Annotated in this window: 30 protein-coding genes; 5 read left to right on the top strand and 25 right to left on the bottom strand. The window is 63.7% G+C overall.

Going from position 1 to position 23903, the window contains the following annotated elements:
* Positions 1-20 precede the first annotated feature (20 nt).
* Positions 21-359 carry a P-II family nitrogen regulator gene (locus AC1RZR_RS06410; RefSeq protein ID WP_379094600.1) on the bottom strand — a complete coding sequence of 113 codons (339 nt, stop codon included), beginning with the start codon at positions 357-359 and terminating at the stop codon, positions 21-23.
* A gap of 220 nt (positions 360-579) precedes the next feature.
* On the bottom strand, positions 580-1452 hold the full coding sequence (gene tesB / locus AC1RZR_RS06405; RefSeq protein ID WP_477268923.1) for an acyl-CoA thioesterase II: 873 nt from the start codon (positions 1450-1452) through the stop codon (positions 580-582).
* A 99-nt stretch (positions 1453-1551) separates the two neighbouring features.
* Between tesB and AC1RZR_RS06400 the strand changes: the two genes are divergently transcribed.
* Positions 1552-2811 carry a ubiquinone biosynthesis hydroxylase gene (locus AC1RZR_RS06400; protein WP_481828001.1) on the top strand — a complete coding sequence of 420 codons (1260 nt, stop codon included), beginning with the start codon at positions 1552-1554 and terminating at the stop codon, positions 2809-2811.
* A 9-nt stretch (positions 2812-2820) separates the two neighbouring features.
* On the opposite strand, the gene AC1RZR_RS06395 is transcribed toward AC1RZR_RS06400, so the two are convergent.
* The 3 genes from AC1RZR_RS06395 to AC1RZR_RS06385 form a co-directional block, all read right to left on the bottom strand.
* Complete coding sequence (locus AC1RZR_RS06395) at positions 2821-3348, bottom strand: hypothetical protein (RefSeq protein ID WP_379094594.1); 528 nt, start codon at positions 3346-3348, stop codon at positions 2821-2823.
* Positions 3349-3488: 140 nt separating this feature from the next.
* Complete coding sequence (locus tag AC1RZR_RS06390) at positions 3489-3845, bottom strand: YciI family protein (RefSeq protein WP_477268921.1); 357 nt, start codon at positions 3843-3845, stop codon at positions 3489-3491.
* Positions 3842-4183 carry a hypothetical protein gene (locus tag AC1RZR_RS06385; protein WP_477268920.1) on the bottom strand — a complete coding sequence of 114 codons (342 nt, stop codon included), beginning with the start codon at positions 4181-4183 and terminating at the stop codon, positions 3842-3844. Before AC1RZR_RS06385 ends, AC1RZR_RS06390 begins: the two co-directional genes overlap by 4 nt.
* A 101-nt stretch (positions 4184-4284) precedes the next feature.
* Between AC1RZR_RS06385 and AC1RZR_RS06380 the strand changes: the two genes are divergently transcribed.
* A complete protein-coding gene (locus AC1RZR_RS06380) occupies positions 4285-4710 on the top strand; it encodes an OsmC family protein (RefSeq protein ID WP_481828000.1) in 426 nt (141 codons plus the stop codon).
* A 140-nt stretch (positions 4711-4850) separates the two neighbouring features.
* On the opposite strand, the gene AC1RZR_RS06375 is transcribed toward AC1RZR_RS06380, so the two are convergent.
* From AC1RZR_RS06375 to AC1RZR_RS06340, 8 genes are all read right to left on the bottom strand, one after another.
* A complete protein-coding gene (locus AC1RZR_RS06375; RefSeq protein ID WP_481827999.1) occupies positions 4851-5492 on the bottom strand; it encodes a YceH family protein in 642 nt (213 codons plus the stop codon).
* Positions 5489-6301 (bottom strand): nucleotidyltransferase domain-containing protein, encoded by an 813-nt coding sequence (locus AC1RZR_RS06370; RefSeq protein ID WP_481827998.1) that lies wholly within the window; start codon positions 6299-6301, stop codon positions 5489-5491. The genes AC1RZR_RS06375 and AC1RZR_RS06370 overlap by 4 nt, the downstream gene beginning before the upstream one ends.
* A gap of 8 nt (positions 6302-6309) precedes the next feature.
* Entirely contained in the window at positions 6310-7089 is a 780-nt protein-coding gene (locus tag AC1RZR_RS06365) for a succinate dehydrogenase iron-sulfur subunit (RefSeq protein ID WP_111548527.1), read from the bottom strand.
* Entirely contained in the window at positions 7089-7526 is a 438-nt protein-coding gene (locus AC1RZR_RS06360) for a DUF3052 domain-containing protein (RefSeq protein ID WP_481827997.1), read from the bottom strand. The genes AC1RZR_RS06365 and AC1RZR_RS06360 overlap by 1 nt, the downstream gene beginning before the upstream one ends.
* Positions 7527-7528: 2 nt before the next feature.
* On the bottom strand, positions 7529-9367 hold the full coding sequence (gene sdhA, locus AC1RZR_RS06355; protein WP_481827996.1) for a succinate dehydrogenase flavoprotein subunit: 1839 nt from the start codon (positions 9365-9367) through the stop codon (positions 7529-7531).
* A gap of 1 nt (position 9368) precedes the next feature.
* Positions 9369-9764, bottom strand: coding sequence for a succinate dehydrogenase, hydrophobic membrane anchor protein (gene sdhD, locus AC1RZR_RS06350; RefSeq protein WP_379023756.1), 396 nt, complete (start codon positions 9762-9764; stop codon positions 9369-9371).
* A 2-nt stretch (positions 9765-9766) separates the two neighbouring features.
* Complete coding sequence (gene sdhC, locus AC1RZR_RS06345) at positions 9767-10186, bottom strand: succinate dehydrogenase, cytochrome b556 subunit (RefSeq protein WP_477268914.1); 420 nt, start codon at positions 10184-10186, stop codon at positions 9767-9769.
* Positions 10187-10431: 245 nt separating this feature from the next.
* Complete coding sequence (locus AC1RZR_RS06340; protein ID WP_481827995.1) at positions 10432-10776, bottom strand: hypothetical protein; 345 nt, start codon at positions 10774-10776, stop codon at positions 10432-10434.
* A 250-nt stretch (positions 10777-11026) separates the two neighbouring features.
* Here AC1RZR_RS06340 and AC1RZR_RS06335 point away from each other — a divergent pair, with 250 nt between their 5' ends.
* The gene (locus tag AC1RZR_RS06335) at positions 11027-11389 is read left to right on the top strand and encodes a hypothetical protein (protein WP_481827994.1); all 363 of its coding nucleotides are present in this window, start codon (positions 11027-11029) and stop codon (positions 11387-11389) included.
* 7 nt (positions 11390-11396) lie between these two features.
* Here AC1RZR_RS06335 and AC1RZR_RS06330 read toward each other — a convergent pair whose 3' ends face one another.
* From AC1RZR_RS06330 to rplS, 9 genes are all read right to left on the bottom strand, one after another.
* Complete coding sequence (locus AC1RZR_RS06330; RefSeq protein ID WP_481827993.1) at positions 11397-12593, bottom strand: GGDEF domain-containing protein; 1197 nt, start codon at positions 12591-12593, stop codon at positions 11397-11399.
* Between the two features lie 76 nt (positions 12594-12669).
* Positions 12670-13866: a GGDEF domain-containing protein gene (locus AC1RZR_RS06325; RefSeq protein ID WP_481827992.1), complete on the bottom strand. Its 1197-nt coding sequence runs from the start codon at positions 13864-13866 to the stop codon at positions 12670-12672.
* Positions 13867-14026: 160 nt separating this feature from the next.
* Positions 14027-15436, bottom strand: a complete 1410-nt coding sequence (leuC, locus tag AC1RZR_RS06320; protein WP_481827991.1) for a 3-isopropylmalate dehydratase large subunit — start codon at positions 15434-15436, stop codon at positions 14027-14029.
* 289 nt (positions 15437-15725) lie between these two features.
* On the bottom strand, positions 15726-16361 hold the full coding sequence (locus AC1RZR_RS06315) for a class I SAM-dependent DNA methyltransferase (protein ID WP_481827990.1): 636 nt from the start codon (positions 16359-16361) through the stop codon (positions 15726-15728).
* A gap of 56 nt (positions 16362-16417) precedes the next feature.
* Positions 16418-17227 carry an amino acid ABC transporter permease gene (locus AC1RZR_RS06310; protein WP_481827989.1) on the bottom strand — a complete coding sequence of 270 codons (810 nt, stop codon included), beginning with the start codon at positions 17225-17227 and terminating at the stop codon, positions 16418-16420.
* A gap of 83 nt (positions 17228-17310) precedes the next feature.
* Complete coding sequence (locus AC1RZR_RS06305) at positions 17311-18108, bottom strand: transporter substrate-binding domain-containing protein (protein WP_379094564.1); 798 nt, start codon at positions 18106-18108, stop codon at positions 17311-17313.
* Between the two features lie 177 nt (positions 18109-18285).
* Positions 18286-18786 carry a MarR family winged helix-turn-helix transcriptional regulator gene (locus AC1RZR_RS06300; RefSeq protein WP_477268906.1) on the bottom strand — a complete coding sequence of 167 codons (501 nt, stop codon included), beginning with the start codon at positions 18784-18786 and terminating at the stop codon, positions 18286-18288.
* Positions 18783-19217: an organic hydroperoxide resistance protein gene (locus AC1RZR_RS06295; protein ID WP_481827988.1), complete on the bottom strand. Its 435-nt coding sequence runs from the start codon at positions 19215-19217 to the stop codon at positions 18783-18785. The genes AC1RZR_RS06300 and AC1RZR_RS06295 overlap by 4 nt, the downstream gene beginning before the upstream one ends.
* A gap of 140 nt (positions 19218-19357) precedes the next feature.
* Entirely contained in the window at positions 19358-19897 is a 540-nt protein-coding gene (rplS, locus tag AC1RZR_RS06290; protein ID WP_379094559.1) for a 50S ribosomal protein L19, read from the bottom strand.
* Between the two features lie 313 nt (positions 19898-20210).
* On the opposite strand from rplS, the gene AC1RZR_RS06285 reads away from it, so the two are divergent.
* A complete protein-coding gene (locus AC1RZR_RS06285) occupies positions 20211-20963 on the top strand; it encodes a sulfite exporter TauE/SafE family protein (RefSeq protein WP_481827987.1) in 753 nt (250 codons plus the stop codon).
* On the opposite strand, the gene AC1RZR_RS06280 is transcribed toward AC1RZR_RS06285, so the two are convergent.
* The 3 genes from AC1RZR_RS06280 to rimM are packed head-to-tail and all read right to left on the bottom strand — an operon-like array spanning position 20945 to position 22687.
* Complete coding sequence (locus AC1RZR_RS06280) at positions 20945-21406, bottom strand: DUF4279 domain-containing protein (RefSeq protein ID WP_481827986.1); 462 nt, start codon at positions 21404-21406, stop codon at positions 20945-20947. The two genes, AC1RZR_RS06285 and AC1RZR_RS06280, sit on opposite strands and share 19 nt — an antisense overlap.
* The gene (trmD, locus tag AC1RZR_RS06275) at positions 21396-22091 is read right to left on the bottom strand and encodes a tRNA (guanosine(37)-N1)-methyltransferase TrmD (protein ID WP_481827985.1); all 696 of its coding nucleotides are present in this window, start codon (positions 22089-22091) and stop codon (positions 21396-21398) included. Before trmD ends, AC1RZR_RS06280 begins: the two co-directional genes overlap by 11 nt.
* Positions 22088-22687 carry a ribosome maturation factor RimM gene (rimM, locus tag AC1RZR_RS06270; protein WP_481827984.1) on the bottom strand — a complete coding sequence of 200 codons (600 nt, stop codon included), beginning with the start codon at positions 22685-22687 and terminating at the stop codon, positions 22088-22090. The genes trmD and rimM overlap by 4 nt, the downstream gene beginning before the upstream one ends.
* A gap of 226 nt (positions 22688-22913) precedes the next feature.
* Here rimM and AC1RZR_RS06265 point away from each other — a divergent pair, with 226 nt between their 5' ends.
* On the top strand, positions 22914-23852 hold the full coding sequence (locus AC1RZR_RS06265; RefSeq protein ID WP_477269824.1) for a tyrosine recombinase XerC: 939 nt from the start codon (positions 22914-22916) through the stop codon (positions 23850-23852).
* Positions 23853-23903: the final 51 nt, after the last annotated feature.

The following is a 23903-nucleotide window of genomic DNA, read 5'->3' as shown; positions in this document are numbered from 1 at the left end:
TTGGAATACGTGTTCGCCGCTCAGAGCGCGTCGGTGTCTGTTTCGCCGGTGCGGATGCGCACCGCCTGGTCGATGCCGAAAACGAAGATCTTGCCGTCGCCGATCTGACCGGTCTTGGCGGCCGCGGTGATGGCCTCGACGGCCTTGTCGACCAGGTCCGCACTGACAGCGACTTCGATCTTGATCTTCGGCAGGAAGCTGACCGCGTATTCCGCTCCGCGATAGATTTCCGTATGCCCTTTCTGACGCCCGTAGCCTTTGACTTCGGTGACGGTCAGGCCCTGGATGCCGACGGCAGTAAGCGCTTCGCGTACCTCGTCGAGCTTGAACGGCTTGATGATTGCCATCACGATTTTCATAAGGTTTCACCCTTTGCTGTTGCGGTCCCCCGCGTTTGCACGACTTCACCGATCCCAAAGAGCCGGAGAGTGCCCACGAGGATTCAAGCTCCGTGCCAATTGCCGAAGCAGGGTGTTAACCTGTTGTAAACAAAGGAATTGAAGCGACCATCTCGGCGACGTGCACGCAACGCCGGCAAAGCGGCTGCTTAAAAATTAGGCAATTTTCTCAAATTGCCTACTATGCAGGCGATCGCTTGAGCCGGATCAGCCCTTCCTGCGCAACCGAGGCGATCAGCGTGCCGTCGCGGGCAAACAGCGAGCCGCGCGTAAAGCCGCGCGACCCTTGTGTCGACGGGCTGTCTTGCGTGTAGAGCATCCAGTCGTCGAGCGGATGGCTGCGATGGAACCACATGGCGTGATCGAGGCTCGCCGCCTGGATATCGCGATCGAAGATGGCGCGGCCATGCGCGAAGGTCGACGTGTCGAGCAGCGTCATGTCGGAAAGATAGGCGAGCACCGCCGCCTGGGTGGCACGATCCGCCGGCACCGGACCGGTCGTGCGGATCCAGATGTTCTGCTTCGGCTCCAGCTTTTCGCGGCTGGTGTAGTGCTTCAGCATCACCGGCTTCATCTCGATCGGCCGGTCGCGCTCCCAGTAGCGCTTGATGCCTTCGGGCACCGCTTCGCCGAACTTGCCCAGCAATTCGCGCTGCGACAGCAATGTGTCCGGCGCCGGTACGTCCTGCGGCATCGGCACCTGATGTTCGAGACCGACCTCGTCCTGCTGGAACGAAGCTTCCAGCGAAAAGATCGCCTGGCCGTGCTGGATCGCCACCACGCGGCGCGTGGTGAAGGAGCCGCCGTCGCGGATGCGGTCGACCTCGTAGACGATCGGCACCTTGGTGTCGCCGGGGCGCATGAAATAGCCGTGCAGCGAATGCACGTGGCGATCGGGATCGACGGTTCGCTGCGCCGCCACCAGCGCCTGGGCGATGGTCTGGCCGCCGAAGACGCGCTGCCAGTCGAGCAACGGGCTGCGACCACGATACAGATTGTGTTCCAGCTTCTCGAGGTCGAGAATGCCGAGAAGCTCGTCCATGGCTGCCGTCATATTTCGCGCCCTCGCCGCAGAAGTGTTATGGCGGTTTCCGACAGGACGGACAGGCAGTCAAGGGCGCACCACCTGGTCTGAGCGCAAGGAGCGAAGAAGATGGAACGCAAGGCGGACGCGAAAACCAGGTCCGGGCTCGATGTTCTGGTCGCCGGCGCCGGCTATGTCGGCCTTGCCGCGGCCGTCTCGCTGAAGCAGGCGCGTCCGGGCCTCGCCGTGGCTCTCGTCGATGCCGCGCCCGCTGGCGTCTGGCAAAGGGATGGCCGCGCATCGGCCATTGCAGCCGCCGCCTGCCGCATGCTCGACCAGCTCGGCGTGTGGGCCGAGATCGCGCCGCAGGCACAGGCGATCACCGAGATGATCATCACCGATTCGCGGACCTCCGACCCGGTGCGTCCGGTCTTCCTGACCTTCGACGGCGAGGTCGCGCCGGGCGAGCCCTTTGCGCATATGGTCGCCAACCGGGCGCTGAACGGCGCCTTGCGGGCCAGCGCCGAAAAGCTCGGCATCGACATTATCGAAGGCGTCGCCGTGCAGGGTTTCGAGACCAATGGCGCCGGCATCACCGTGCATCTTGCCGACGGTGCGACGCTGAAGGCCCGGCTGCTGGTTGCCGCCGACGGCGTCAACTCGAAGCTGCGCGACATGGCCGGCATCAAGACGGTGAAGTGGGAATATGGCCAGTCCGGCATCGTCTGCACCGTGGCGCATGAACGCCCGCACAATGGCCGCGCCGAGGAGCATTTCCTCCCCGCCGGCCCGTTCGCCACGCTGCCGCTGAAACCCGGCGAGGACGGCACCAACCGCTCGTCGATCGTCTGGGTCGAGCGCACGCCCGATGCCGAGAAGCTGGTTGCCGGTGACGATCTCGTCTTCGAACACGAACTCGAACAGCGCTTCAGCCTGAAGCTTGGCGAAATCCGCGTCGCCGACAAGCCGCGCGCCTGGCCGCTCGGCCTGACCATCGCGCGCGCCTTCGTCGCGCCGCGCATTGCGCTCGCCGGCGATGCCGCCCACGGCATCCACCCGATCGCCGGCCAGGGCCTCAATCTCGGCTTCAAGGATGTCGCCGCTTTGGCCGAAGTGATCGTCGAGGCCGACCGCCTCGGCCAGGACATCGGTGCGCTCGACGTGCTCGAACGCTACCAGCAGTGGCGGCGCTTCGACACCGTGCAGATGGGCGTCACCACCGACGTCCTGAACCGGCTGTTCTCCAACGACATCGGCCCGCTGCGCACCGTCCGTGACATCGGTCTCGGTCTCGTCGAGCGCATGCCGCGCCTGAAGGAGTTTTTTATTCGCCAGGCGTCCGGGCTTTCCGCCAGCACGCCAAGACTGTTGAAAGGCGAGGCGATCTAAACCTTGTCGCTAGTTCACTTCGAAACCCAGCTTCTGCCGCAGCCGCAATATGCGCTGGTCGGAAATTTCGAGGCGTTTCTCGCCGCCTTGTGCGGCGCGGTTGACCATCTGCAGCAGATCGTTTCGCTCGGCCACATCGAGCCGATCACGCAGGAACGGCGCTAGCTTGTCGATGACAACAGTGGTGTCGTCGATCTGTGACGCGGCCCATTTGGCGTAGATCACCGCCTCGTCGGTCTTCTTCTTGTCGGCGATTTCCGAAATCACGGCGCGAATGACAGCTTCGCGCTGCGGCAGCACGGGCCCATCCTCGGACACGATGGCGGTGATCAGCGTCGCCGCGGCCACCACCGGATCGTCGATCGCCGTCAGCGGCGACAAGGCCGCCTGCTTGCGCAGCTTCTTGCGGCGCACGGAGCCCTGAACCCGGCCGATGACATCGGCAACGTCGCGCGCGGCCTCATTCATCGCTTTCATCCGGTACCACCAGAACGCCGCCGCACCCAACGCGCCAAGGATAGCAATCAAGAACGGCATGCCGACATCCCCCAAGATCCCGGCGACGATAGGAGAACTCTTGCCTTGCTTCAACACGCAAAAGTTGCGCACGGAATGAACCAGGACGTTCGCTCAACCGCACGCCCGGGTTCCAGGTCGCTGCAATGCGTGGCGGGACTTTATGACCCCGGTATCTCGTAGATCGCCCGAACCTCGATGGTGCCGAATTCGGCCAGCGGAATGCCGGCGGCAATGTCCAGCGCCTCTTCGAGATTTCCCGCCTCGATCATGACGAAACCAAGCAATTGTTCCTTGGTCTCGGCGAAGGGACCGTCGGTGACCAGCCGCTTGCCCTTGCGCCGGCGCACGGTTTTGGCTGACGTCACCGACTGCAACGCCTGGGCGACGATCAGCAGGCCTTTTTGTTCCAGCAATCGGTCATAGGCCAGCGAATCGGCGTCGAGCTTGGCCGACCCTGCCGGGGTCAGCGCGTGAAGATCCTTTTCCTCACCATAGACCAGGCAAACATATTTCATTTCCAGCTCCCATGCTGTGACGAGGCGACAGGCACGTCGGCCCGGCTCTTGCCTGCCGCCGCATGGTCGAGAATGCACACCGCAACCCCGATGATGGCAACCGCCGCCAGAAACCGGCCAAACGCGGGCGCTGGCTGGTGCATCCAGTCGGCCTCGTGCCCGCCCGATCTGCGGCCGTCTTTCTTCCAGTGCGCACAAAACAACATATCCATATGATCCTCCATCCGGCCATCACTTGCGTGGCCGCCCGCAGGACGGGCGAGGCGGATCGAAGTCGACATTTTTGCACGCGCATTTTTTTCAAAGAAATCGAAGCCATCGCTGTCGACAGCGTGCAATGGCACAAAGAGCGCAGTGGCCTTCGCGTCCGCTCGCGCTATAGTTGACCGGACGCCGGGCCAAGCCTCGGCACCCAGCCACGACAACCAAGGAGGAATTCATGGACCGCACCGCAAACGCCGTCTGGAAAGGCAATCTGAAAGAGGGCAAAGGCACGCTCGACAGCCAAAGCGGGACCCTGAAGGGCACGCCCTATTCGTTCAAGGCGCGCTTCGAGGATGAAAGCGGCAAATCCGGCACCAATCCGGAAGAGCTGATCGCCGCTGCACACGCCGGCTGCTTTGCCATGCAGTTCTCGCATTTCCTGGCCGAAAACGGCACGCCAGCCACCGAACTCGACGCCAAAGCCGTGGTGACGCTGGTCCCAGGCACGGGGATCACCGGCAGCGCCCTCACGGTGGTCGGTAAGGTGCCGGGCATCGATGCGGCGAAATTCAAGGAATTGGCCGAGAAGGCCAAGGCCGAATGCCCGGTCTCCAAGGCACTCGGCGCCATAAAAGTGTCGCTCGACGCCAAGCTCGGTTGAACGAAAAACGACCTCGTACCAGGAAACGCCGGCCTCAGGGCCGGCGTTTCTATTTGTGGCGATCCTCAATGGCGAAAGGCAGAGATTGTGAAGGGCGGAGAACGAGCGTCGGGATCCTTCGCCAGTGTCTCAAATAATTGTCAGCTCCCTTCGCCGGTCAACGCCTCGATGCGGGCGCGCAGTCTTGCGACTTCTTCCTCGAGCGCACTGATGCGCTCTTCGAGGCCGGATGCCGATGAAGCGCCCGATGGGGCGTGATGCACGGCGGTGGCCGCGATCTGCGGCGTCCCGCTGAGCAGATGCACAAAACGCTCCTCGCGCTGGCCGGGTCCACGCTCGATCAGCATGACCAGCGGTGGCCTGCGGCCGATCAGCAGGTCGAGGTCGGTGCGCAGCGCATCGATCGACGAAAACCGCGCCATGCGCTCGGCGCGCGCCAGCAATTCATGCGCCGTCTGCGCACCGCGCAGGAGCATCAGGCCGATCAGCGCGATCTGCGCCGTGGTCAGCGAGAAACGCTGCGCCACCAGGTGCTCGTAGCGCTCGACGCGCGAAGCGAAGACCTGCCGGACCAGGCCCTTCTGCTCCAGCTGGCTCAGCGCCCGCCTGACCTCGACAAGCTCGGCCGCCATCACCGGTTCGCGCGCCGTCTTCTGGTTGGCGGCGGCATGCGCGCCGTTGAGCGTCAGCGGATAGACGTCCGGCGTCAGCTCCTTTTTCTCGATCAAGCAACCGAGCACGCGCGCTTCGATGGGGGAGAGAATGGGAAGGTCGTCGCTCATTGAAGTTCAGCCTCCCGGCGGTAAAACTCGGTTGCAAGAGCACGGTTCCGCGCCTGACGGGCCTCATCACGGACCACGCCAGCAAGGTTCATTTCGTGATGACCATAGCGTGCCTCAAGATAGCGCGCGATTGCGGTCGGGATGAGACCGGACCCCATCTCTCGCGTCTGGCTTTTCCGGTCGATCAGGCTGCGGATTTCGTCGCTTGCCTGCGTGGGCACTTCGGTCTGACCGAGGCACTCGCCAAGGTTCATCGGAGGCAGGCTGGCAAAGCCGTGCTGCTCCATCCAGTCCAGGGCCACCAGCGGGCGAATGAGGTAAAACAGCTTCTTCAGCTTCACCTCGCCGGAAAAGCTGCCGATCTTCGTGACATGCGAACGCGCGAGGCCGAGATAGTGGCGCGACACTTTTGCCGGATCGACGATTTCGGCCAGCAGGTCGAGAAGGCGCCGGCGAAATCCCGCGACCTCCTCGTAGACGATTGGCGACTTTGCCCATTCGACGATGACCGCGTTGCCGCCGAGCGCGAGCAGCAAGGCCTTGCGCAGATCCCAGCCGCCGGCATCGATTTCACTTTCGATGGGAAACTCGATCACGTCGCGTGCCTGCTCCAGCACGAGATGGTCGGACACACGCCTGACATAGACGAAGCGGCAGTCATAGTCGCTGTCGGGAGACGGGAACCCCCAAGCGCGACTGCCGCTTTCAATGGCGAACAGGATTCTTACCCGTTGTGTTCGCACCAAGTCGAGACGAGCACAAATCGCCGCGACGGCGTCCGGCGAGAAATCAGCAGGCAGCGGCTCCATCCAGATGCCTAAACCCGCCGCTCCACCATCATCTTCTTGATCTCGGCGATCGCCTTGGCGGGGTTGAGGCCCTTGGGGCAGGTCTGCGCACAGTTCATGATGGTGTGGCAGCGATAGAGCCGGAACGGGTCTTCGAGATTGTCGAGCCGCTCGCCCTTGGCCTCGTCGCGCGAATCGATCAGCCAGCGATAGGCCTGCAATAGCGTGGCCGGGCCGAGATAGCGGTCGCCGTTCCACCAGTAGCTCGGGCACGATGTCGAACAGCAGGCGCACAGGATGCACTCGTAGAGGCCATCCAGCTTTTCACGGTCCTCATGGCTCTGCAACCATTCCTTGGCCGGCTCCGGAGACACCGTCTTCAGCCACGGTTGGATCGAGGCGTGCTGGGCATAGAAATTGGTGAGGTCGGGTACCAGATCCTTGACCACCTGCATATGCGGCAGCGGGTAGACCTTGACGGCGCCGGAAATGTCGTCGCAGCCCTTTGTGCAGGCGAGCGTGTTGGAACCATCGATGTTCATGGCGCAGGAGCCGCAAATGCCCTCGCGGCAGGAGCGGCGCAAGGTCAGCGTCGGGTCGATCTTGTTCTTGATCCAGAGCAGCGCGTCGAGCACCATCGGCCCGCAATCGTCCATGTCGACGAAATAGGTGTCGATGCGCGGATTCTCGTCATCGTCCGGCGACCAGCGATAGATGCGGTATTCGCGCAAATTGGTGGCGCCTTCCGGCTTCGGCCAGGTCTTGCCCTGCTTGATCTGCGAGTTCTTGGGGAGCGTCAGTTCGACCATTACCTGCGGTCCTTTCGGATGACGAGCTTCAGCCCGGACCAGATTTCATTCACGGCGGCGACTTTCACATCGACCAGGTCGAGCTTCAGCGCCTCGGCGCGAACGACGCCCTCGGTGACGTCGGTCGGCACTTTCGATGCCTTCTTCGGCCAGGACACCCAGACCATGCCATCGCGCTTGATCGCAGCCTCGACATCGCCGAGGCGATCCTCGATCTCGACCCGCTGCCGGGTGAAGGCATGAACGGCGTCGTATTTCAGGGTCGTTCCTGAAATACTGGACCAATCGGCCAGCCGGTCGACATCGGCAAAGACCACGGCGCCGGTCAGGTCGTCGAGTTCCGATGGCAGTGCGATAAAGGCGGCGGTCATGCCGTCCTTCAGGCCGAGCTTGGCCGGAAGGGGCGTGCCGGAATATCCCAAGGCCGCCATCGCCATCGTCAGTACACCCGTGCCTTGGGTGCGATCTTGGCGAGGCTGATGCCGCCGTCCTTTTCCGCCAAAAGCGGCTCGGTGTGCACCGGCCGGTACGAGAGCGTCACCTTGCCGTCTTCGCTGAGCCGCGCCAGCGTGTGCTTGCGCCAGACCTTGTCGTCGCGGGCTGAAAAATCTTCGCGCGCATGCGCGCCACGGCTCTCCTTGCGCGCCTCGGCGCCATAGACCGTGGTGATGGCATTGGCCATCAGGTTTTCCAGCTCCAGCGTCTCGACCAGATCCGAATTCCAGATCATCGAGCGGTCGAACACTTTGACGTCCTTGAGCTCACCCCAGATCTGCGAAATGCGCTTGCAGCCGTTTTCCAACGATTCCTGCGTGCGGAACACCGCCGCGTCTTCCTGCATCGCCTTCTGCATCTTCTCGCGCAGCACCGCCGTCGGCGTCGAGCCGTTGGCGTGGCGCAGACGGTCGAAGCGGTCCATGATCTTTTCGACAGAGGCTTCATTGGGTGCCGGGATTGCCGACTTGCGGTCGATGACCTGGCCGGCCCGGATCGCCGCCGCGCGGCCGAACACGACCAGATCGATCAGCGAGTTCGAACCCAGCCGGTTGGCGCCGTGCACCGAGGCGCAGCCGGCTTCGCCGACAGCCATCAGGCCGGGCGACACCTTGTCCGGGCTCCTCGGCGTCGGGTTGAGCACCTCGCCCCAGTAATTGGTTGGCACGCCACCCATATTGTAGTGCACCGTCGGCAGCACCGGGATCGGCTCCTTGGTCAGGTCGACGCCGGCAAAGATCTTCGCCGATTCCGAAATGCCCGGCAGCCGCTCATGCAGCACCGCCGGATCGAGGTGGTCGAGGTGCAGGAAGATGTGGTCCTTCTTCTTGCCGACGCCGCGCCCTTCGCGGATTTCCAGCGTCATGCAGCGCGAGACGACGTCGCGCGAGGCAAGGTCCTTGGCCGACGGCGCGTAGCGTTCCATGAAGCGCTCGCCCTCGGAATTGACGAGATAGCCGCCCTCGCCGCGCGCGCCTTCGGTGATCAGGCAGCCGGCGCCATAGATGCCGGTCGGGTGGAACTGCACGAACTCCATGTCCTGCAGCGGAAAGCCGGCGCGCGCCGCCATGCCGCCGCCATCGCCGGTGCAGGTGTGCGCCGAGGTGGCCGAGAAATAGGCACGGCCGTAGCCGCCGGTCGCCAGCACCACCATCTTGGCCGAGAAGCGGTGGATGGTGCCGTCGTCGAGGTTCCAGGCGACGACGCCGGTGCAGGTGCCGTCTGGCTCCATGATCAGGTCGAGCGCGAAATACTCGATGAAGAACTGCGCGTTGTTCTTCAGCGACTGGCCGTAGAGCGTGTGCAGGATGGCGTGGCCGGTGCGGTCGGCGGCTGCACAGGTGCGCTGCACCGGCGGACCGTCGCCGTAATTCATCATGTGGCCGCCGAACGGCCGCTGGTAAATCTTGCCCTCTTCGGTGCGCGAGAACGGCACGCCGTAATGTTCGAGCTCGTAGACCGCCGCCGGCGCTTCGCGCACCAGATATTCCATGGCGTCGACGTCGCCCAGCCAGTCCGAACCCTTGACCGTGTCGTACATGTGCCACTGCCAGGAATCGGGGCCCATGTTGGACAGCGACGCGGCAATGCCACCCTGCGCCGCCACCGTGTGCGAGCGGGTCGGGAACACTTTGGAGATACAAGCGGTGCGCAGACCCTGTTCGGCCATTCCAAGCGTGGCCCGCAGGCCCGCGCCCCCAGCGCCGACGACGACCACATCGAATTTGTGGTCGACATAGGTGTAGGCGGAACCGGTGTTGGCGGTTTTTGCGTCCTTGGCCAACTCAGCCTCCGAATGCCAGCTTGAGCAGGGCGAAGATCGAGGCGACGCCAACCGCTATGGTGAAAAACGTATTGAGCGCGATCAGCGCCAGCTTCATGCCTTCGCCATGTACGTAATCCTCGATGATCACCTGCATGCCGAGCCGCATATGGATGAGCCCGGAGATGAGCACCAGGGCCAGCACCAGCGCCACGAACGGATTGGCGAGCGCTGCCCGCACGTCGGCATAGCCGGCGCCGTTGAGCGCGATGAGGAAGCCGACGAAGAACAGCGTCAGCGGGATGTTGGCGATCGCGGTGAGGCGCTGGCGCCAGAAATGCCCGGTGCCCTCGCGGGCCGAACCGAGGCCGCGGACTTTCGCCAGCGGCGTGCGCATATCGGTCTTTCCAGTGCTCATGATCAGGCTCCCCGCGCCATGTAGCCGGCAATCCAGATCAGCAGCGTGAGCAGGATCGAGCCGGCCAGTGTCGCCCAGGCGATCTTCGAGGCCGTGTGCTTCTCCAAGCCGGCGCCGGTATCCCATACCAGATGACGTACGCCACCCAGCATGTGGTGCATCAGCGCCCAGGTGTAGCCGAACAGGATGAGCCGGCCGAGCCAGCTGCCGAAGGCCCAGTTGACCCAGTCGAACGTCGCCTGCGAGCTCGCCGCCGCCATCAGCCACAGAGCGACCAGCAGCGTGCCAAAATAAAGCGCGCCACCGGTGATGCGATGAATGATCGACATCGTCATGGTGATCGGAGGCCGGTACACGGTCAGGTGCGGCGAAAGTGGCCGTTCACGTCTGGCAAATTCGCGGGTGGCTGGTGATTTGCTCATGGCTCCCCCAGTTCGGCGTCCCTGGAGCCTCAGGTGGAAATGCGGCATTGCCGCTTTCGGTTGCGACTTCGGACAGCCGGTTTCTAATGCTCTTTTTGCACCGCGTCAAAGCCAGAAAACCGTTTCGAAAACGTAATTTAGTCTGACTTAAAGGCAGGCTTGGGCTTCAATCGATTAGGGGCTGGAGGCTGCAGCCGGCTCGGTATCGCTGCAGTGCAGCATGCGCATGGCATCTGCCGTTTCGGCTAGCGGGTGCAGGTCACGGGCGTGGAGCCGGCCTTCATGACCAGCGCCTCGCGGCCATCGATCACAATCGCGTCATGCTCCTGGCCGAAGCGGCTGTGTTGATTGGCGGGCGAGGCCGGCAGATCTTCGCTGACTCCGTCGGCACCGAGAACGCGCACCGAGGTGCCGAGATTCTCGATGGTCATCTTGCCGCCATCGGCGCACGTGTAGGTCGCGGTGCGCGGCTGCGGCGCGGAGACGTCGGTGACGGCGGCTTTCGGAGAATTATTCTGCGGCACGCAGGCCATGGCGACCATGAGCGGCGAAAGGGCAAGCGTCACCTGAAACGTCCGACGCAACGCCATGTGCTGTCCCTCCCGCGCGGCAAAACTGGCCGCGATGCATCGCTAAGATCAAGGTCGACGCCGAACTCAACGCCGGCCGCAATGGTGCGGCCAAGCATGGCCGAAAGATGGCCGCCGGGTTTTCCACCCAGTCGGATATTAACCATGTTTGCCGAGACCTCGCCGCGAAACGCGCCAGCCTCTTAACAAAGGTTAAGAAAAGGTTAATTTCTGATTCGAGGAGGCTTTCCTCTAAACAAAGGAGGACGCCATGCGTTCGAACTCGGGAAGAATGCGCTTTGCGGCGCTCATGGTGGCGGCTTCCGTCGTTGGCTTGGCAGCGCCAGCCCTCGCCGGCGCACGTCATCAGGACCGTGTCTACGCCGATTCGTTCGGCAATCTCGTCATCGACAGCGCCGCCGGCTACAAGCGCATCCTGGTCGGCGAAGGCAAATTGGCCAAGCAACTGTCCGACTACACCAGCGCCGGTCAGCCCAAGGTAATCTACGAGAATGAATCGGACGAGATATCAGGCTCCAGCGACTGCTACCGGCCGCCAGTGTTCGTGAAGGGTCGCAGCTATATGTACGGCCTTTCCGACGGCGAGATGCCCGAACTCAGCCCCTGCCGCTGATGCGGATCTAACCAGCGCTGGCCGCAGCCACTCGTTCGCCGGCCGGCCCGGCCGACACCCGCACGCAATCGCGCCCGGCATTCTTCGCCTGATAGAGTGCCTGGTCCGCGCGCCGCATCAGCTCGGCAAAATCTTCGCTCGGATGAAGTTCGGCGACGCCGAAGCTCGCGGTGCAACGATTGTCCGCCGGCAGCCCGTCGATGGGCAGCGCACCGAAAGCGCTGCGTGTGCCCTCGGCGAACAGCCGGGCGGCGGCAAGGTTGGTTCCCGGCAGGATGATGGCGAACTCCTCGCCGCCGATGCGGCCGGCGACATGGTGACCGGCGGCGGCCTCGCGCAGGAAGCCGGCGAAAGTCTCGATCACCCGGTCGCCCGACGCATGGCCGAAACTGTCGTTGACGCTCTTGAAGTGATCAAGGTCGGCGATGACCAGCGCGACCGGCACGCCTTGCCGCATCGCGCCAAGCACCGCCAGTTCCGCGTGGCGGGTGAAGCCGCCACGGTTGAGCAGGCGCGACAGCGTGTCCGTCTCCGACCTCGACGTCACCTCGGCAAGCACGTCGCGAACCAGGATGGCCAGCATCAGCAGCGCCAGCGCCAGGCCGAAGACGGTGCCGAGCGACTGCGACACCAGCGCGTAGCTGCTTTGCACATAGGCCTGCGGGTTGGCGCCCCAGCCGCCGAGCGCATGCGCGATGAACGGCTTTGACGCAAACTGCAGCCCGCTGGCCGCGAGGACCGCCATCAAAATGCGATCGAGGCGGGCGCGCCTTTGCCTCGACGACCAGACGATCGCGAGACCGATGAACTGCATGACTGCATAGGGAAGCTGATAGGCCATCATGCGGGGCAGCGACTGGCGCGGCAGGTCCTGCACGACATACACCGCGACGGCGGTGGCGAGCAGGAAGAACAGCATTGGCGCCCATGGCGGCGCCACGCCGTATTTGTGCGCAAGCCCGCCGTTGAAGGCGATGGTGGCGCCAAGGAAGACGGCGAAGGCAGCGACGACCACCGGCCGCGCATTGTCGAAAGCGGGGATGCTGAATTCGATTGCGAAATAGACCACGCCCAGGAGATAGCCGAACGCCAGCCAGCGTGGCGCGGCGCGGCCGGTCTCATGCAACGCGACCGCCAGGAAGGATGTCGCCAGCAGGCCGGCAACCGCCAGATTGATCAGCAGGATGAAATTGGCGCCGCTCATGTTCTTCCCGCACCCGCCCCGACAGCTAAGCATCGACGGGCGAAGAAGACGTTAACGCTGGCCCGGCCGGGCATGATCATCCCGCCTTGAGCGGTTCCGGCACGAACACCGTTTCCGGCCGCTCGTAGGACAGGCGCACGCTGTCACGGCCATTCTTCTTGGCCTTGTATAGCGCGTCGTCGGCACGCCGCATCAGCGGCTCCAGGACCTCGTCGCCGCTGCGGGCTGCCACGCCGAAGCTGGCCGTTACCTTTGTGCCGGCAGGAAGCCCGTCGACATGGCCGGCCGAATAGACCGTTCTCACCGCCTCGGCGAACAGCCGCGCCGCGGCGAGATCGCTGAGTGGCAGCAGCACGGCAAACTCCTCGCCGCCGATACGCCCGGCAACGCCGCGCGCGCCGGCGGCCAAGCGAAGCTTGCTGGCGAAGTCGGCGATCACGCGATCGCCCGCGGCATGCCCGTGCACGTCGTTGAGCGCCTTGAAATGATCGAGATCGGCCAGCACCAGCGCAACCGGGAAGCGGGCGGTGGCGCAGTGCCGCAGCAGCAGCATGCCTCGCTCCTCGAAACCACGGCGATTGAGAAGGCCCGAAAGCGGGTCGGTGTAGGTCTCGGTCTTCAGCGCTTTCAGCACGTCGAGTGCTGCGGCGGAGAACAGGCAGAGCGCAATGAGCAGCGACAGCAGTGCGTGCGACAGCAGCGCCGTCGTCCAGTAGGACGAGCCGTAGAACCCGTCATAGCTGGTGAAGGGTCCGTGCGCGATGACGACGACAAGGGTGCGCACGAAGAAGTTCAGGCCCGACAGCAGCGACAGCACGAACAGGATGTTTTCGGTCGGCCCGTTGCGGCGCACCGGGCGCAGTTCGGCGGCGACCAGAAGACTGATCCCGCCGAAAGCGAAATTCATCGCCAGGATGCGCCAGGTGAGATCCGGCACGACGAACAGGAACCAGCACAACGTGGCCAGGCCACCGCCGGCCAGCACGCCGATCCCCACATAGGGTACCTTGCGGCCATAGCGGTGGATGACGGCGCTGGACAGGCAGCAGGCGGCAACGGCGAAGCAGATGTTCGACGTCACCTTGGTCAGCGGCATGCCGATGGGCAAGGTGAAATACTGCAGCAGGAAGCCGGCCGCCGAGAGACTGTAGCTGGTCGCCAGCACGGCGAGGTAAGGGCGGTGGCGCTGATATGACCAAAGCACGAGGAAGGCCGCGCCGAGCGCCAGCGCGATCGTCGGATTGAGCAGCGCTATCAACAGGCCGGTGTCCAAAGGACTGTGACTTCCCCTCGCTTACGTCAGGGAAGAGCTTAGGGCGCAAGCCCAAACAAGCGGTTAAGCAAAATCGAATATGCGTTCGGGTGGATGAAAAAAGGCCCCGGAGCCGCAAAGCTCCGGGGCCTGGCATGCATTCGCAGCTGGAAGCTGTGCGCTATTTCCACTCGCGGATGTCGACGAAGTGGCCAGCGATCGCCGCCGCCGCCGCCATCGCCGGCGACACCAGATGGGTGCGGCCCTTGAAGCCTTGCCGGCCCTCGAAATTGCGGTTCGAGGTCGAGGCGCAGCGTTCATGCGGCTTCAGCCGGTCGTCGTTCATGGCAAGGCACATCGAGCAGCCCGGCTCGCGCCAGTCAAAACCGGCGGCGACGAAGATCTTGTCGAGGCCTTCGGCCTCCGCCTGTTCCTTGACCAAGCCGGAGCCCGGCACGATCATCGCATCGACATGCGGGCTGACTGTCTTGCCTTCGACCACCTTGGCGACGGCGCGCAGGTCCTCGATGCGGCCGTTGGTGCAGGAGCCGATGAAGACGCGGTCAAGCGATATATCGGTGATCTTGGTGCCCGGCGTCAGCCCCATATAGTCGAGCGCGCGCTGCTTGGAGGTGCGCTTGTTTTCATCGGTGATGTCGTCCGGGTTCGGCACGATACCTTGCACCGACACGACATCCTCGGGCGAGGAGCCCCACGAGACGATCGGCGGCAGCTTGGCCGCGTCGAGCACGATCAACTTGTCGAAATGCGCGCCCTCGTCGGACTGCAGCGTCTTCCAGTATTCGAGCGCCGCATCCCAGGCCGCGCCTTTCGGGGCGCGCGGCTTGTCCTTGACATAGGCGAAAGTCGTCTCGTCGGCGGCGATCAGACCGGCGCGCGCGCCGCCCTCGATCGACATGTTGCAGATCGTCATGCGGCCTTCCATCGACAGCGCACGGATCGCCTCGCCGGCATATTCGATGACATAGCCGGTGCCGCCGGCGGTGCCGATCTCGCCGATGATGGCGAGGATGATGTCCTTGGCGGTGACGCCATCAGGCAACTGGCCGTCGACGCGCACCAGCATGTTCTTGGCCTTGCGCTGGATCAGCGTCTGCGTCGCCAGCACATGCTCGACCTCCGAGGTGCCGATGCCGTGCGCCAGCGCGCCGAAAGCACCGTGGGTCGAGGTGTGGCTGTCACCGCAGACGATGGTCATGCCGGGCAAGGTAAAGCCCTGCTCCGGACCGATGATATGGACGATGCCCTGTCGGATATCGTTCTCGGAATAATACTCGACGCCGAAATCCTTGGCGTTCTTGGCCAGCGCCTCGACCTGGATGCGGCTTTCCTCGTTCTTGATGCCGAATTTGCGCTCGGGCGAGGTCGAGACATTGTGATCGACCACGGCCAGCGTCCTTTCCGGATGCCGGACCTTGCGGCCGCTCAGGCGCAGGCCTTCGAAGGCCTGCGGGCTGGTCACTTCATGGACGAGATGGCGATCGATGTAGAGCAGGCAGGTGCCGTCATCCTGGCGGTCGACGACGTGGTCTTCGAAAATCTTGTCGTAGAGGGTGCGCGGTGCGCTCATGTGCGTAAATCCGTCGATAAGAGAATGGGAAAGAGATGCCAGACCCCCGGCCCGGCGAAACGACCTGGACAGGTCGGCCTAGGTAAGTCGGCTGGTCAGTGCGCCGGACACGCGCGCGGAGAAACGCGACGGCAGGCGTTTTCTGTCCTGCAGCACGAACCCCTTGTAAGCCGGATCGCCAAAAAGCTCTTCCATGGCGTGGCTCATATCAATGTTTTGGGTTTTCGGCAATGTGGCGGTGTCACGCGCGCTTTCCCTTCTCCCCTGTGGGAGAAGGTAAGGACGCCGCTCACAAAACCTCGAAGACAAAAGTCTTCACCAGCGCGTCGGGCTCGGCGATCGCGTAGCACCGGAACCACGGGCTCTGCTCGACCGGCCGCCATTTTTTCGCCTGCTCGAGTTCGTCGAAAACAGCCTGGAACCCGCCGCTCGCAAAAACCTGGTCGCGAACGGTGAAGATGGCGTGGCCACCCTTCCGGGTGATGCGCACCAGTTCGTGCAGGCCCGATGCCGGCGCATGGCTGATGGTGAAGACGCCGGTCGAGAAGAAGGCGCGGAAATGGCCATCCGGCCAAGGCAGCGGCCCGCCCAGCATCGCCTTTTTCAGCTCGCTGTAAGCATTACGGCTGCCGGCGATCTTCAGCATGTCGTCGGAGAGGTCCAGCCCGGCGATATCGTTGTAACCGAGCGCCTTCAGCGAAGGGCCCGACAGGCCGGTGCCGCAGCCGGCATCGAGCAAGGGTCCGTCGCCCGCCGGCACGTGGCGCGCCACCCAGGCGTTGATCAGGAAAGGCAGCAAATAACCGAGCGACGCGGTCTCGCTGTCATAGGTCGCGGCCCATGCGGCATAGGCCTCGGCGAGCGCTTCCGGCGTATCGGCCGTATAGACGGAATCCAGCGCCGCATTGGCTTTGTCGACGATCATATGACCTCCTCAACGAGAATACCGACAACGATCGTAGCGCCGTCTTGGCCCGAAAACTATTCCTCTTGCTGGCGGCGCAGTCGCCGTTCCAGCGCCCGCAAGGCGAGCGACAGGCCGACGGTCAGGATGAGATAGACATAGGCGACGATCGAATAGGTCTCGAAGAAGCGGAACGAGCCGGCGGCGTAGACCTTGCCCATCTGCGTGATGTCGGCGACGCCGAGCACCGAGACCAGCGAGGAATCCTTGACCAGGGCGACGAAATCATTGCCGAGCGGCGGCAGGATGGTGCGGATGGCCTGTGGGAACACGATCAGCCGGAAGCGTTGCGCCCGCGTCAGCCCCAGCGCCTTCGCCGCCTCGATCTGGCCTTTCTCCACGGCCTGGATGCCGGCGCGAAAAACCTCCGAGATGAAGGCCGAGTAGCCGATGGTCAGCGCCATGATGGCGCGCCACAACAGCGACACGTCGCGCACCAGCAATTCGCCCACGAGGCCGGCATTCTGCAGCGGCGCGGTCAGCGCGTTCCAGCCCGCGACGAAGGCCGGCGCGCCGACGAATGCGATCCAGAACAACAGCACCAGGATCGGCACGCCGCGAATGATCTCGACATAGAAGCGGGCGACCTGGCGCAGCAAGCGCGAGCCCGACAGCCCCATCAGCGAAATGCCCAGTCCGATGGCGGACGCCAGCACGAAGGCGACCACGGTGACGAAGATGGTGATGCCGATGCCCTTGGCGACGGTGGCGAAAACCTGGGCGTAGAGGTTACTGGTCGCGACGAAGATGGCCACCGCGATCGCGATGGCCACGGCCACGACAAGCCACCAGGGGAAGTCGGATCTGGAGGTGGCAGGGGCCTGCATCAGAAGGATTGCACCGAGGCATCCCTCGACGGTCGTGCAGGTTTCAGCGCGCTAGCATCACCCCACACCCGCGCCAAGACGAACTACTGCCCCATCTTGTAATCAAGGAACCACTTCTTGTTGAGCGTGTCGAACGTCCCATCCGCCTTGAGCGCCGCGATGGCCGCGTTGACCGGCTTCACCAGATCGGAACCCTTCGGGAAGATGAACCCGAAATCCTCGGTGCCGAGCGGCCCACCGATCAGCTTCAGCTTGCCGTCGGAAGCGTCGACATAGCCCTTGCCCGCGGTGCCGTCGGTCAACACGACGTCGACGTCGCCCGACTTCAGTGCCTGCACCGTCGCGCCGAAGGTCTCGAACAGTTTGATGCGCGGGTTCTGCTCGTTGCCGTCGAGCACGCTGTAGACGGCGGTGTAGAACGGCGTCGTGCCGGCCTGCGCACCGATCAGCCCGTCCTTGAAGGCACCGAACGTCTTGGCGTCGGTGAAGCGGCTTTCGTCGCCACGCACCAGCATGAACTGTTCCGAACGCATATAGGGGTCGGAGAAATCCACCTTCTGCTTGCGGTCGTCCTTGATGGTGATGCCGGTCATGCCGATGTTGTACTGGTTGTCGGAAACCGCCTGGATCATCGCGTCCCAGGAGGTGTTCTGGTACTCGACGGTGAAGTTCAGCCGCTTGGCGATCTCGTTCATCGCATCATATTCCCAGCCGATCTGTTTTCCCGTCTTGGCATCGATGAACTGCAGCGGCGGATAGGCGTTTTCCGTCACCACCACCACCTTCTTGCCGCCGAGATCGGGCAGCGCCTGCGCGAAGGCGGCAACGGGCGCCAGCATGAGGGCAAGCAGGCCGGCCAGCAGCAGTTTCGATTTGGTCATGACACACTCCCCGGAAGTGAAAGCGCCCGGACATCGGCCGGGCTTGCAGGAAAATCCGGCGCCGACTTTAGCTTTCCGCAAGCGTCATGCAAGACGGTCCGCTGCGTCAGCGCACGCGAAAGCGGATTACAGTACCTTCAATCCGGGAATTCCAGGACGATCCTTGCGGGTCCGCTGTCAATCACCGTCCGCGGCATTGGCGCCCGCTTCCCGCAGACCGTCGATCAGCCGGGTCAAACTGTGATGCAGGGATTTCAGCTCGTCGCCATCGAGCACCGAATGGCACCGCATCGCGGCCGACACTGCCTTGGCGCTTTCCCGCAGTGCTTGGCCCCGATGTGTCGGTTCGACCAGCACCCGGCGTTCGTCGGCGGCATCGCGCCGGCGCGTCACCAGGCCGTTCGCTTCGAGGCGCTTGAGCAGCGGCGTCAGCGTTGCCGAATCGAGCCCCAGGGCATCACCGAGCTCGCCGACGGTGCGCGGTGCATGCTCCCACAGTGCCAGCATGGTCAGATATTGCGGGTAGGTAAGGCCGAGCGGCTCGAGCAGCGGCCGGTAGAGCCGTGTCATCAGCCCGCTCGCCGAATAGAGCGCGAAGCAGAGATGCTGCTCAAGCTTCGGTATCCCGGCGAAATCCGCCGGGACGTCCAGGGGCGAAGCGGTCGTTCTGGTGGTCATGCTGCCTTTGCCGGAAGCGCCTTTGCCGAAATCGCCACTTCGATGTTGCCTTTGATCGCATTGGAATAAGGGCAAACCTGATGCGCTGCCGATACAAGCTCTTCCGCCGCCGCCTGATCAAGACCTTTCGTCTCGGCCGCGAGCGAAACGCCGAGCAGGAAACCGCCCTGGCCATTGGGATGCAGGCTGACATAAGCCGTCACCGAGGCATCCTGCAGCGGCAGTTTCTGCTTGCCGGCGATGAAGCGCATGGCGCTTTCGAAGCACGCCGCATAACCAGCCGCAAAAAGCTGCTCGGGATTGGTGGCACCGCCCTTGCCGCCCAGTTCCTTCGGCATGGCAAGGTCGAGGCTGAGCAGGCCATCGCCGCTCTGGACATGGCCGGCGCGGCCGCCGACGGCCCGAGCTTGAGTGGAATACAATGCGGTCATCAAGTTTCTCCATTTATCTTGTGCACGATTGTTTAGTACACGATGTAAATCGAGTCAACCGCGGATTTTCTGCCAGGCCATGAAACCTCAAAACGAAAAAAGGCGGCCGAAGCCGCCTTTTTGGAAACTTGTCGAAGACCTTATTCGGCGGTGGCTGCTTCCGCGGCCTTGGCTGCCTCGGCGGCGGCCTTCTTCTCGGCGGCGTCCTGGGCGGCCTTCTCGACGGCCAAAGCCTCGGCGGCTGCCACCTTCTCGGCCTCGATGCGGGCCTTCTCGGCGTTCAGCGCATCGCGCTCCTCATCGTTCAGCTTGCGGGCGCGCACGCCGGTGTTTTCCGAGATACGGGCCGACTTGCCGCGACGATCGCGCAGATAGTACAGCTTGGCGCGACGCACCTTGCCGCGGCGGACGATCTCGACGCCTTCGACCATCGGCGAGTAGACCGGGAACACGCGCTCGACGCCTTCGCCGTAGGAGATCTTGCGGACGGTGAAATTTTCCTGGAAGCCGGAACCGGCGCGGGCGATGACGACGCCCTCATAGGCCTGGACGCGGGTGCGGGTGCCTTCGGTCACGCGGACCTGGACGCGCACGGTGTCGCCGGGCTGGAATTCGGGAAGCTTGCGCTTGGCTTCGATCTTGGCGGCCTGTTCGGCCTCGAGCTGACGGAGAATATCCATCTCTAAAAATCCACTTCTTGTTCTTCCGACAGTCAGAGCGTCCGACACTCGCCTTGCAGTTCCAATGACCGCTCGGCTATGCCCTTTGTTCGAAAACATTGGGCAGGGGCGACTACACCGTCATTGTTGACGGGTCCGGCAAAGTTTTCTTGCCAGTACGGGCGGGCACATACAGCTATTTCAGCGCTTTGTCACGCCTGACCCCGAGTCTTTTTTGCTCCCATGGCACCATCATAACCTTCCGGTGCCGGGTTGCGTCCGTCCTGCAAGCTTCCTAAGTCGGGCGCAGCACAGTTTTCCGCGGCGGCATTCCATGTCCATCTTCGACGCCATCCTGCTTTTCCTCGCGGGCTTTCTGTCCGGCGCCGCCAATGCGGTCGCCGGCGGCGGCACCTTCATCACCTTCGGCGCCATGACATTGGTTGGCCTGCCGCCGATCGTCGCCAATGCCACCTCCTCGGTGACGCAATTTCCCGGCTACATCACCTCGACGCTCGCCTACTCGGCCGACATCAGGCATTTCTGGCGCGGTGCGCTGCTGCTGTGCCTGATCTCGGCGGTCGGCGCGCTGGCCGGTGCGCTGATCCTGCTTGCGCTCGACAATCCGTCGTTTCGTGTCCTGGTGCCGTGGCTGCTGTTGGGCGCAACTGCATTGTTCGCCGCCGGGCCGTGGCTGAAGCCGGCGCCAAAACTCGGGCACGAAGCCGCTGTGGGGTCGCTGGCCGGTTCGCTGGCGCAATTCGGCACCGCCGTCTATGGCGGCTTCTTCGGCGCCGGCATGGGCGTCATGATGCTGGCGACACTCGGCCTGACGCAAGCGGGCGACTATCACCGGCTGAACGCGCTGAAGAACATGCTGGCCATGGTCATCGCAGCGGTCGCGATCGTCGTCTTCGTCTCGGGCGGCGTCGTCGCTTGGCCGCAGGCAATCGTCATGATCCCGGGTGGTGCGCTCGGCGGCTATGCCGGCGTGTGGATCGCCAAGCGCGTGCCGCAGAACGTGGTGCGCGGCTTCGTCATCGCCGTCGGCCTTTTTCTGGCCTTTTATTACTTCACCAAGGGCTGAGCTGCCTGATTCCGAAAATCGGAATGACCTCTGGGGCGACGGTAAATATCGAGTTCAAGTTTTATGCCGCGCTCGCCCAGCATTTGCAGCGTTTGCGGGATCAACGACAGACCTTGATTTGCCTCATCGAGCCAGACACCGCAGAAAATATCCGGCTCGAACCGCCGCACAAGATCGGCCCAGATACCAAGGTCCGATGTGAGTGTGTTCAGGATGCTTGCGATCTGGTCATCGAGTTGATCGCCTTTGCCGTTTCCTGACGACAGCCTCCAAAGTCCTTTCAGTGCTACACGAGGTGGTTGGTTTGGGGGGTACGTATGAAGGTCGCCTTTCCGTACGGCGTAAGTCGGTTGACCGCCTAAAAGCTTTGTAAGTTCAGCCGGATCGAGATCATCGCCGAAGAACCGGAGCGACGCTGAGCTTTGGGCAATCTCAGCCATCATTGCCGCTCTCCAGCAAGTCCGGCCGCCGCTCCTTCGTCAGCTTCTCGGACTCCGCCCGCCGCCAAGCCGCGATCTTCTTATGATTGCCCGAGATCAGAACGTCGGGGATGGCCCTGCCCTCGAACTCCTGCGGGCGCGTAAAATGCGGGTGTTCGAGCAAGCCGCTCTCAAAGCTTTCCTCCTCGCCCGACACCGCATTGCCCATGACGCCAGGCAATAGGCGCACCACGGCGTCGAGCAGTACCAATGCCGCCGGCTCGCCACCGGAGAGGATGAAATCGCCGATCGAGACTTCCTCCAGATTCCGCGCGTCGATCACCCGCTGGTCGACGCCTTCGAAGCGGCCACACAGGATGACGGCGCCCGGTCCGGCGGCGAGTTCCCGCACGCGCGCCTGCGTCAGCGGCTTGCCGCGCGGGCTCATCAGCAGCCGCGGCCGCGCATCGCCTTCCGGCGACGCATGGTCGATCGCCTTGGCCAGCACGTCGGCGCGCATCACCATGCCGGCGCCGCCGCCAGCCGGCGTGTCGTCAACCGTGCGGTGGCGGTCGGTGGCGAAGTCGCGGATCTGGATCGCTTCGAGCGACCACGTGCCGGCTTCGAGCGCCCGGCCGGCGAGCGACAGGCCAAGCGCACCCGGGAACATCTCGGGATAGAGCGTCAGCACCGAGGCTTTGAACGTCACCGGTTGCCCCCAGCGTCGCTCGGTCCGCGTGGCCTGCCCTTCGGGTCGAAGTCTTCCTCGCGCGGGCCATCGCCGTCCTCGTCGTCGACAAGTCCGGCCGCCGCCGGGTCGACGCGGACAAAACCCTCGGCGATCGACACATCAGGCACGGCGGCCTGCGTGAACGGGATCAGCACGCCCTTGCGCCCGCTCAAGGTCACATCGAGGATGTCGCCACCACCGAAATTGTGCACGGCGACGACCTTGCCGATGGCAGCACCGGTCTCGTCCCGGACCTCGAGGCCGACGAGATCGGCATGGTAGAATTCGTCCTCCTCGCCATCGTCGGGCAGCATCGAACGGTCGACGAACAGCTCTGTGCCGGCGAGCGCCTCGGCGGCGTTACGGTCGGCAACACCCTTGAAGCGGACCACGACAACGGTGTTGGCCGGCCTGATATCGATGATCTGGAAGGCGCGGCCGTCCCTGGCGTAGAGCGGCCCGTAATCGGCCAGCGCCAGCGGCTCACCGGTGAAGGTTTTCACCCGCAATTCGCCCTTGATGCCGTGGGCGGCGCCGATCACGGCCATCTGGACAGGGTTCTGGGGCTTGCTCATGGCGCGACATCCTTTGGCTTTGCTCTAACGCTCCCCGATTGTCATTTCAATGACGCGCTCTTCACCGCTTCCTAACTCGGTTGCCGGAAAATGGCCGCCAATGCATGTCTCCCAAAAGTGGTTCCCGGTTTTTGGGATGACGAGATGCACAAAGACAAATGCATGTCGCCCAGGAGTGCCTCCGGTTTTGGGGACAACGACATGCATGAAAGATTGGAAGCACGCCATGCAGGAATTCCTCATCCCGGCAAAACCCGATCTCCAGGCGGCGCGTGAAAGCTGGCTGAAGATGCTGGCGCGTGAACGCAGGCTGTCACCTGAAACCGTCGAAGCCTATGAGCGCGACACGCGCCAGTTCCTGCATTTCCTCACCGGCCATTGTGGCGGCTCGCCCGGCATCTCGGACATCGCCACTCTGCGCCCGGCCGATCTGCGCGGCTTCCTCGCCGCCCGCCGCAACGCCGGCGCCGGCGCCCGCACGCTCGGCCGTGGGCTGGCCGGCATCCGTTCGCTGCTGCGGTTCCTCGAACGGCGCGGCCTCGTCAACGCGGCGGGTGCTGCCGCGCTACGCGCTCCGCGCCAGCCCAAATCGCTGCCCAAGCCACTGACGGCGAGCGATGCAAAGCATATCGTTTCGGTCGAAGGCCAACTGGCGGAAGAGCCGTGGATCGCGGCCCGCAATGCCGCCGTGCTGACGCTGCTCTACGGCTCCGGCCTGCGCATTTCCGAGGCGCTCGGCCTCGCCGGTGCCGATCTGGCATTGGCGACCGACACGGTGCTGCGCGTCACCGGCAAGGGCGGCAAGACGCGGCTGGTGCCGGTGCTGCCGGTGGCGCTGCGGGCGATCGCCGAATACCGCCGGCTGTGTCCCTATCACCTCGACCCGAAGGGCCTGTTGTTTCGCGGCGCGCGCGGCGGCCCGCTCAACCCGGCCATCGTCCAGCGCGACATGGCCAAACTACGCTCGGCGCTCAACCTGCCCGATACCGCGACGCCGCATGCGCTGCGCCATTCCTTCGCCACGCATCTGCTCGGCCGCGGTGGCGACCTGCGCACCATCCAGGAGCTGCTCGGCCACGCCAGCCTGTCGACGACGCAGATCTACACCGGCGTCGACACCGCGAGGCTGCTCGAAATCTACGAATCGGCGCATCCGAGGGCATGAAGCTTCAATTTTCCAGTGTCGGTTAACCGTTTCGCCGCTTTTTGCGTCTAG

The sequence above is a fragment of the Mesorhizobium bavaricum genome, from assembly GCF_056781655.1.
The sequence above is the reverse complement of the archived record's forward strand: the minus strand, read 5'-3'. Positions and strand labels throughout refer to the sequence as shown.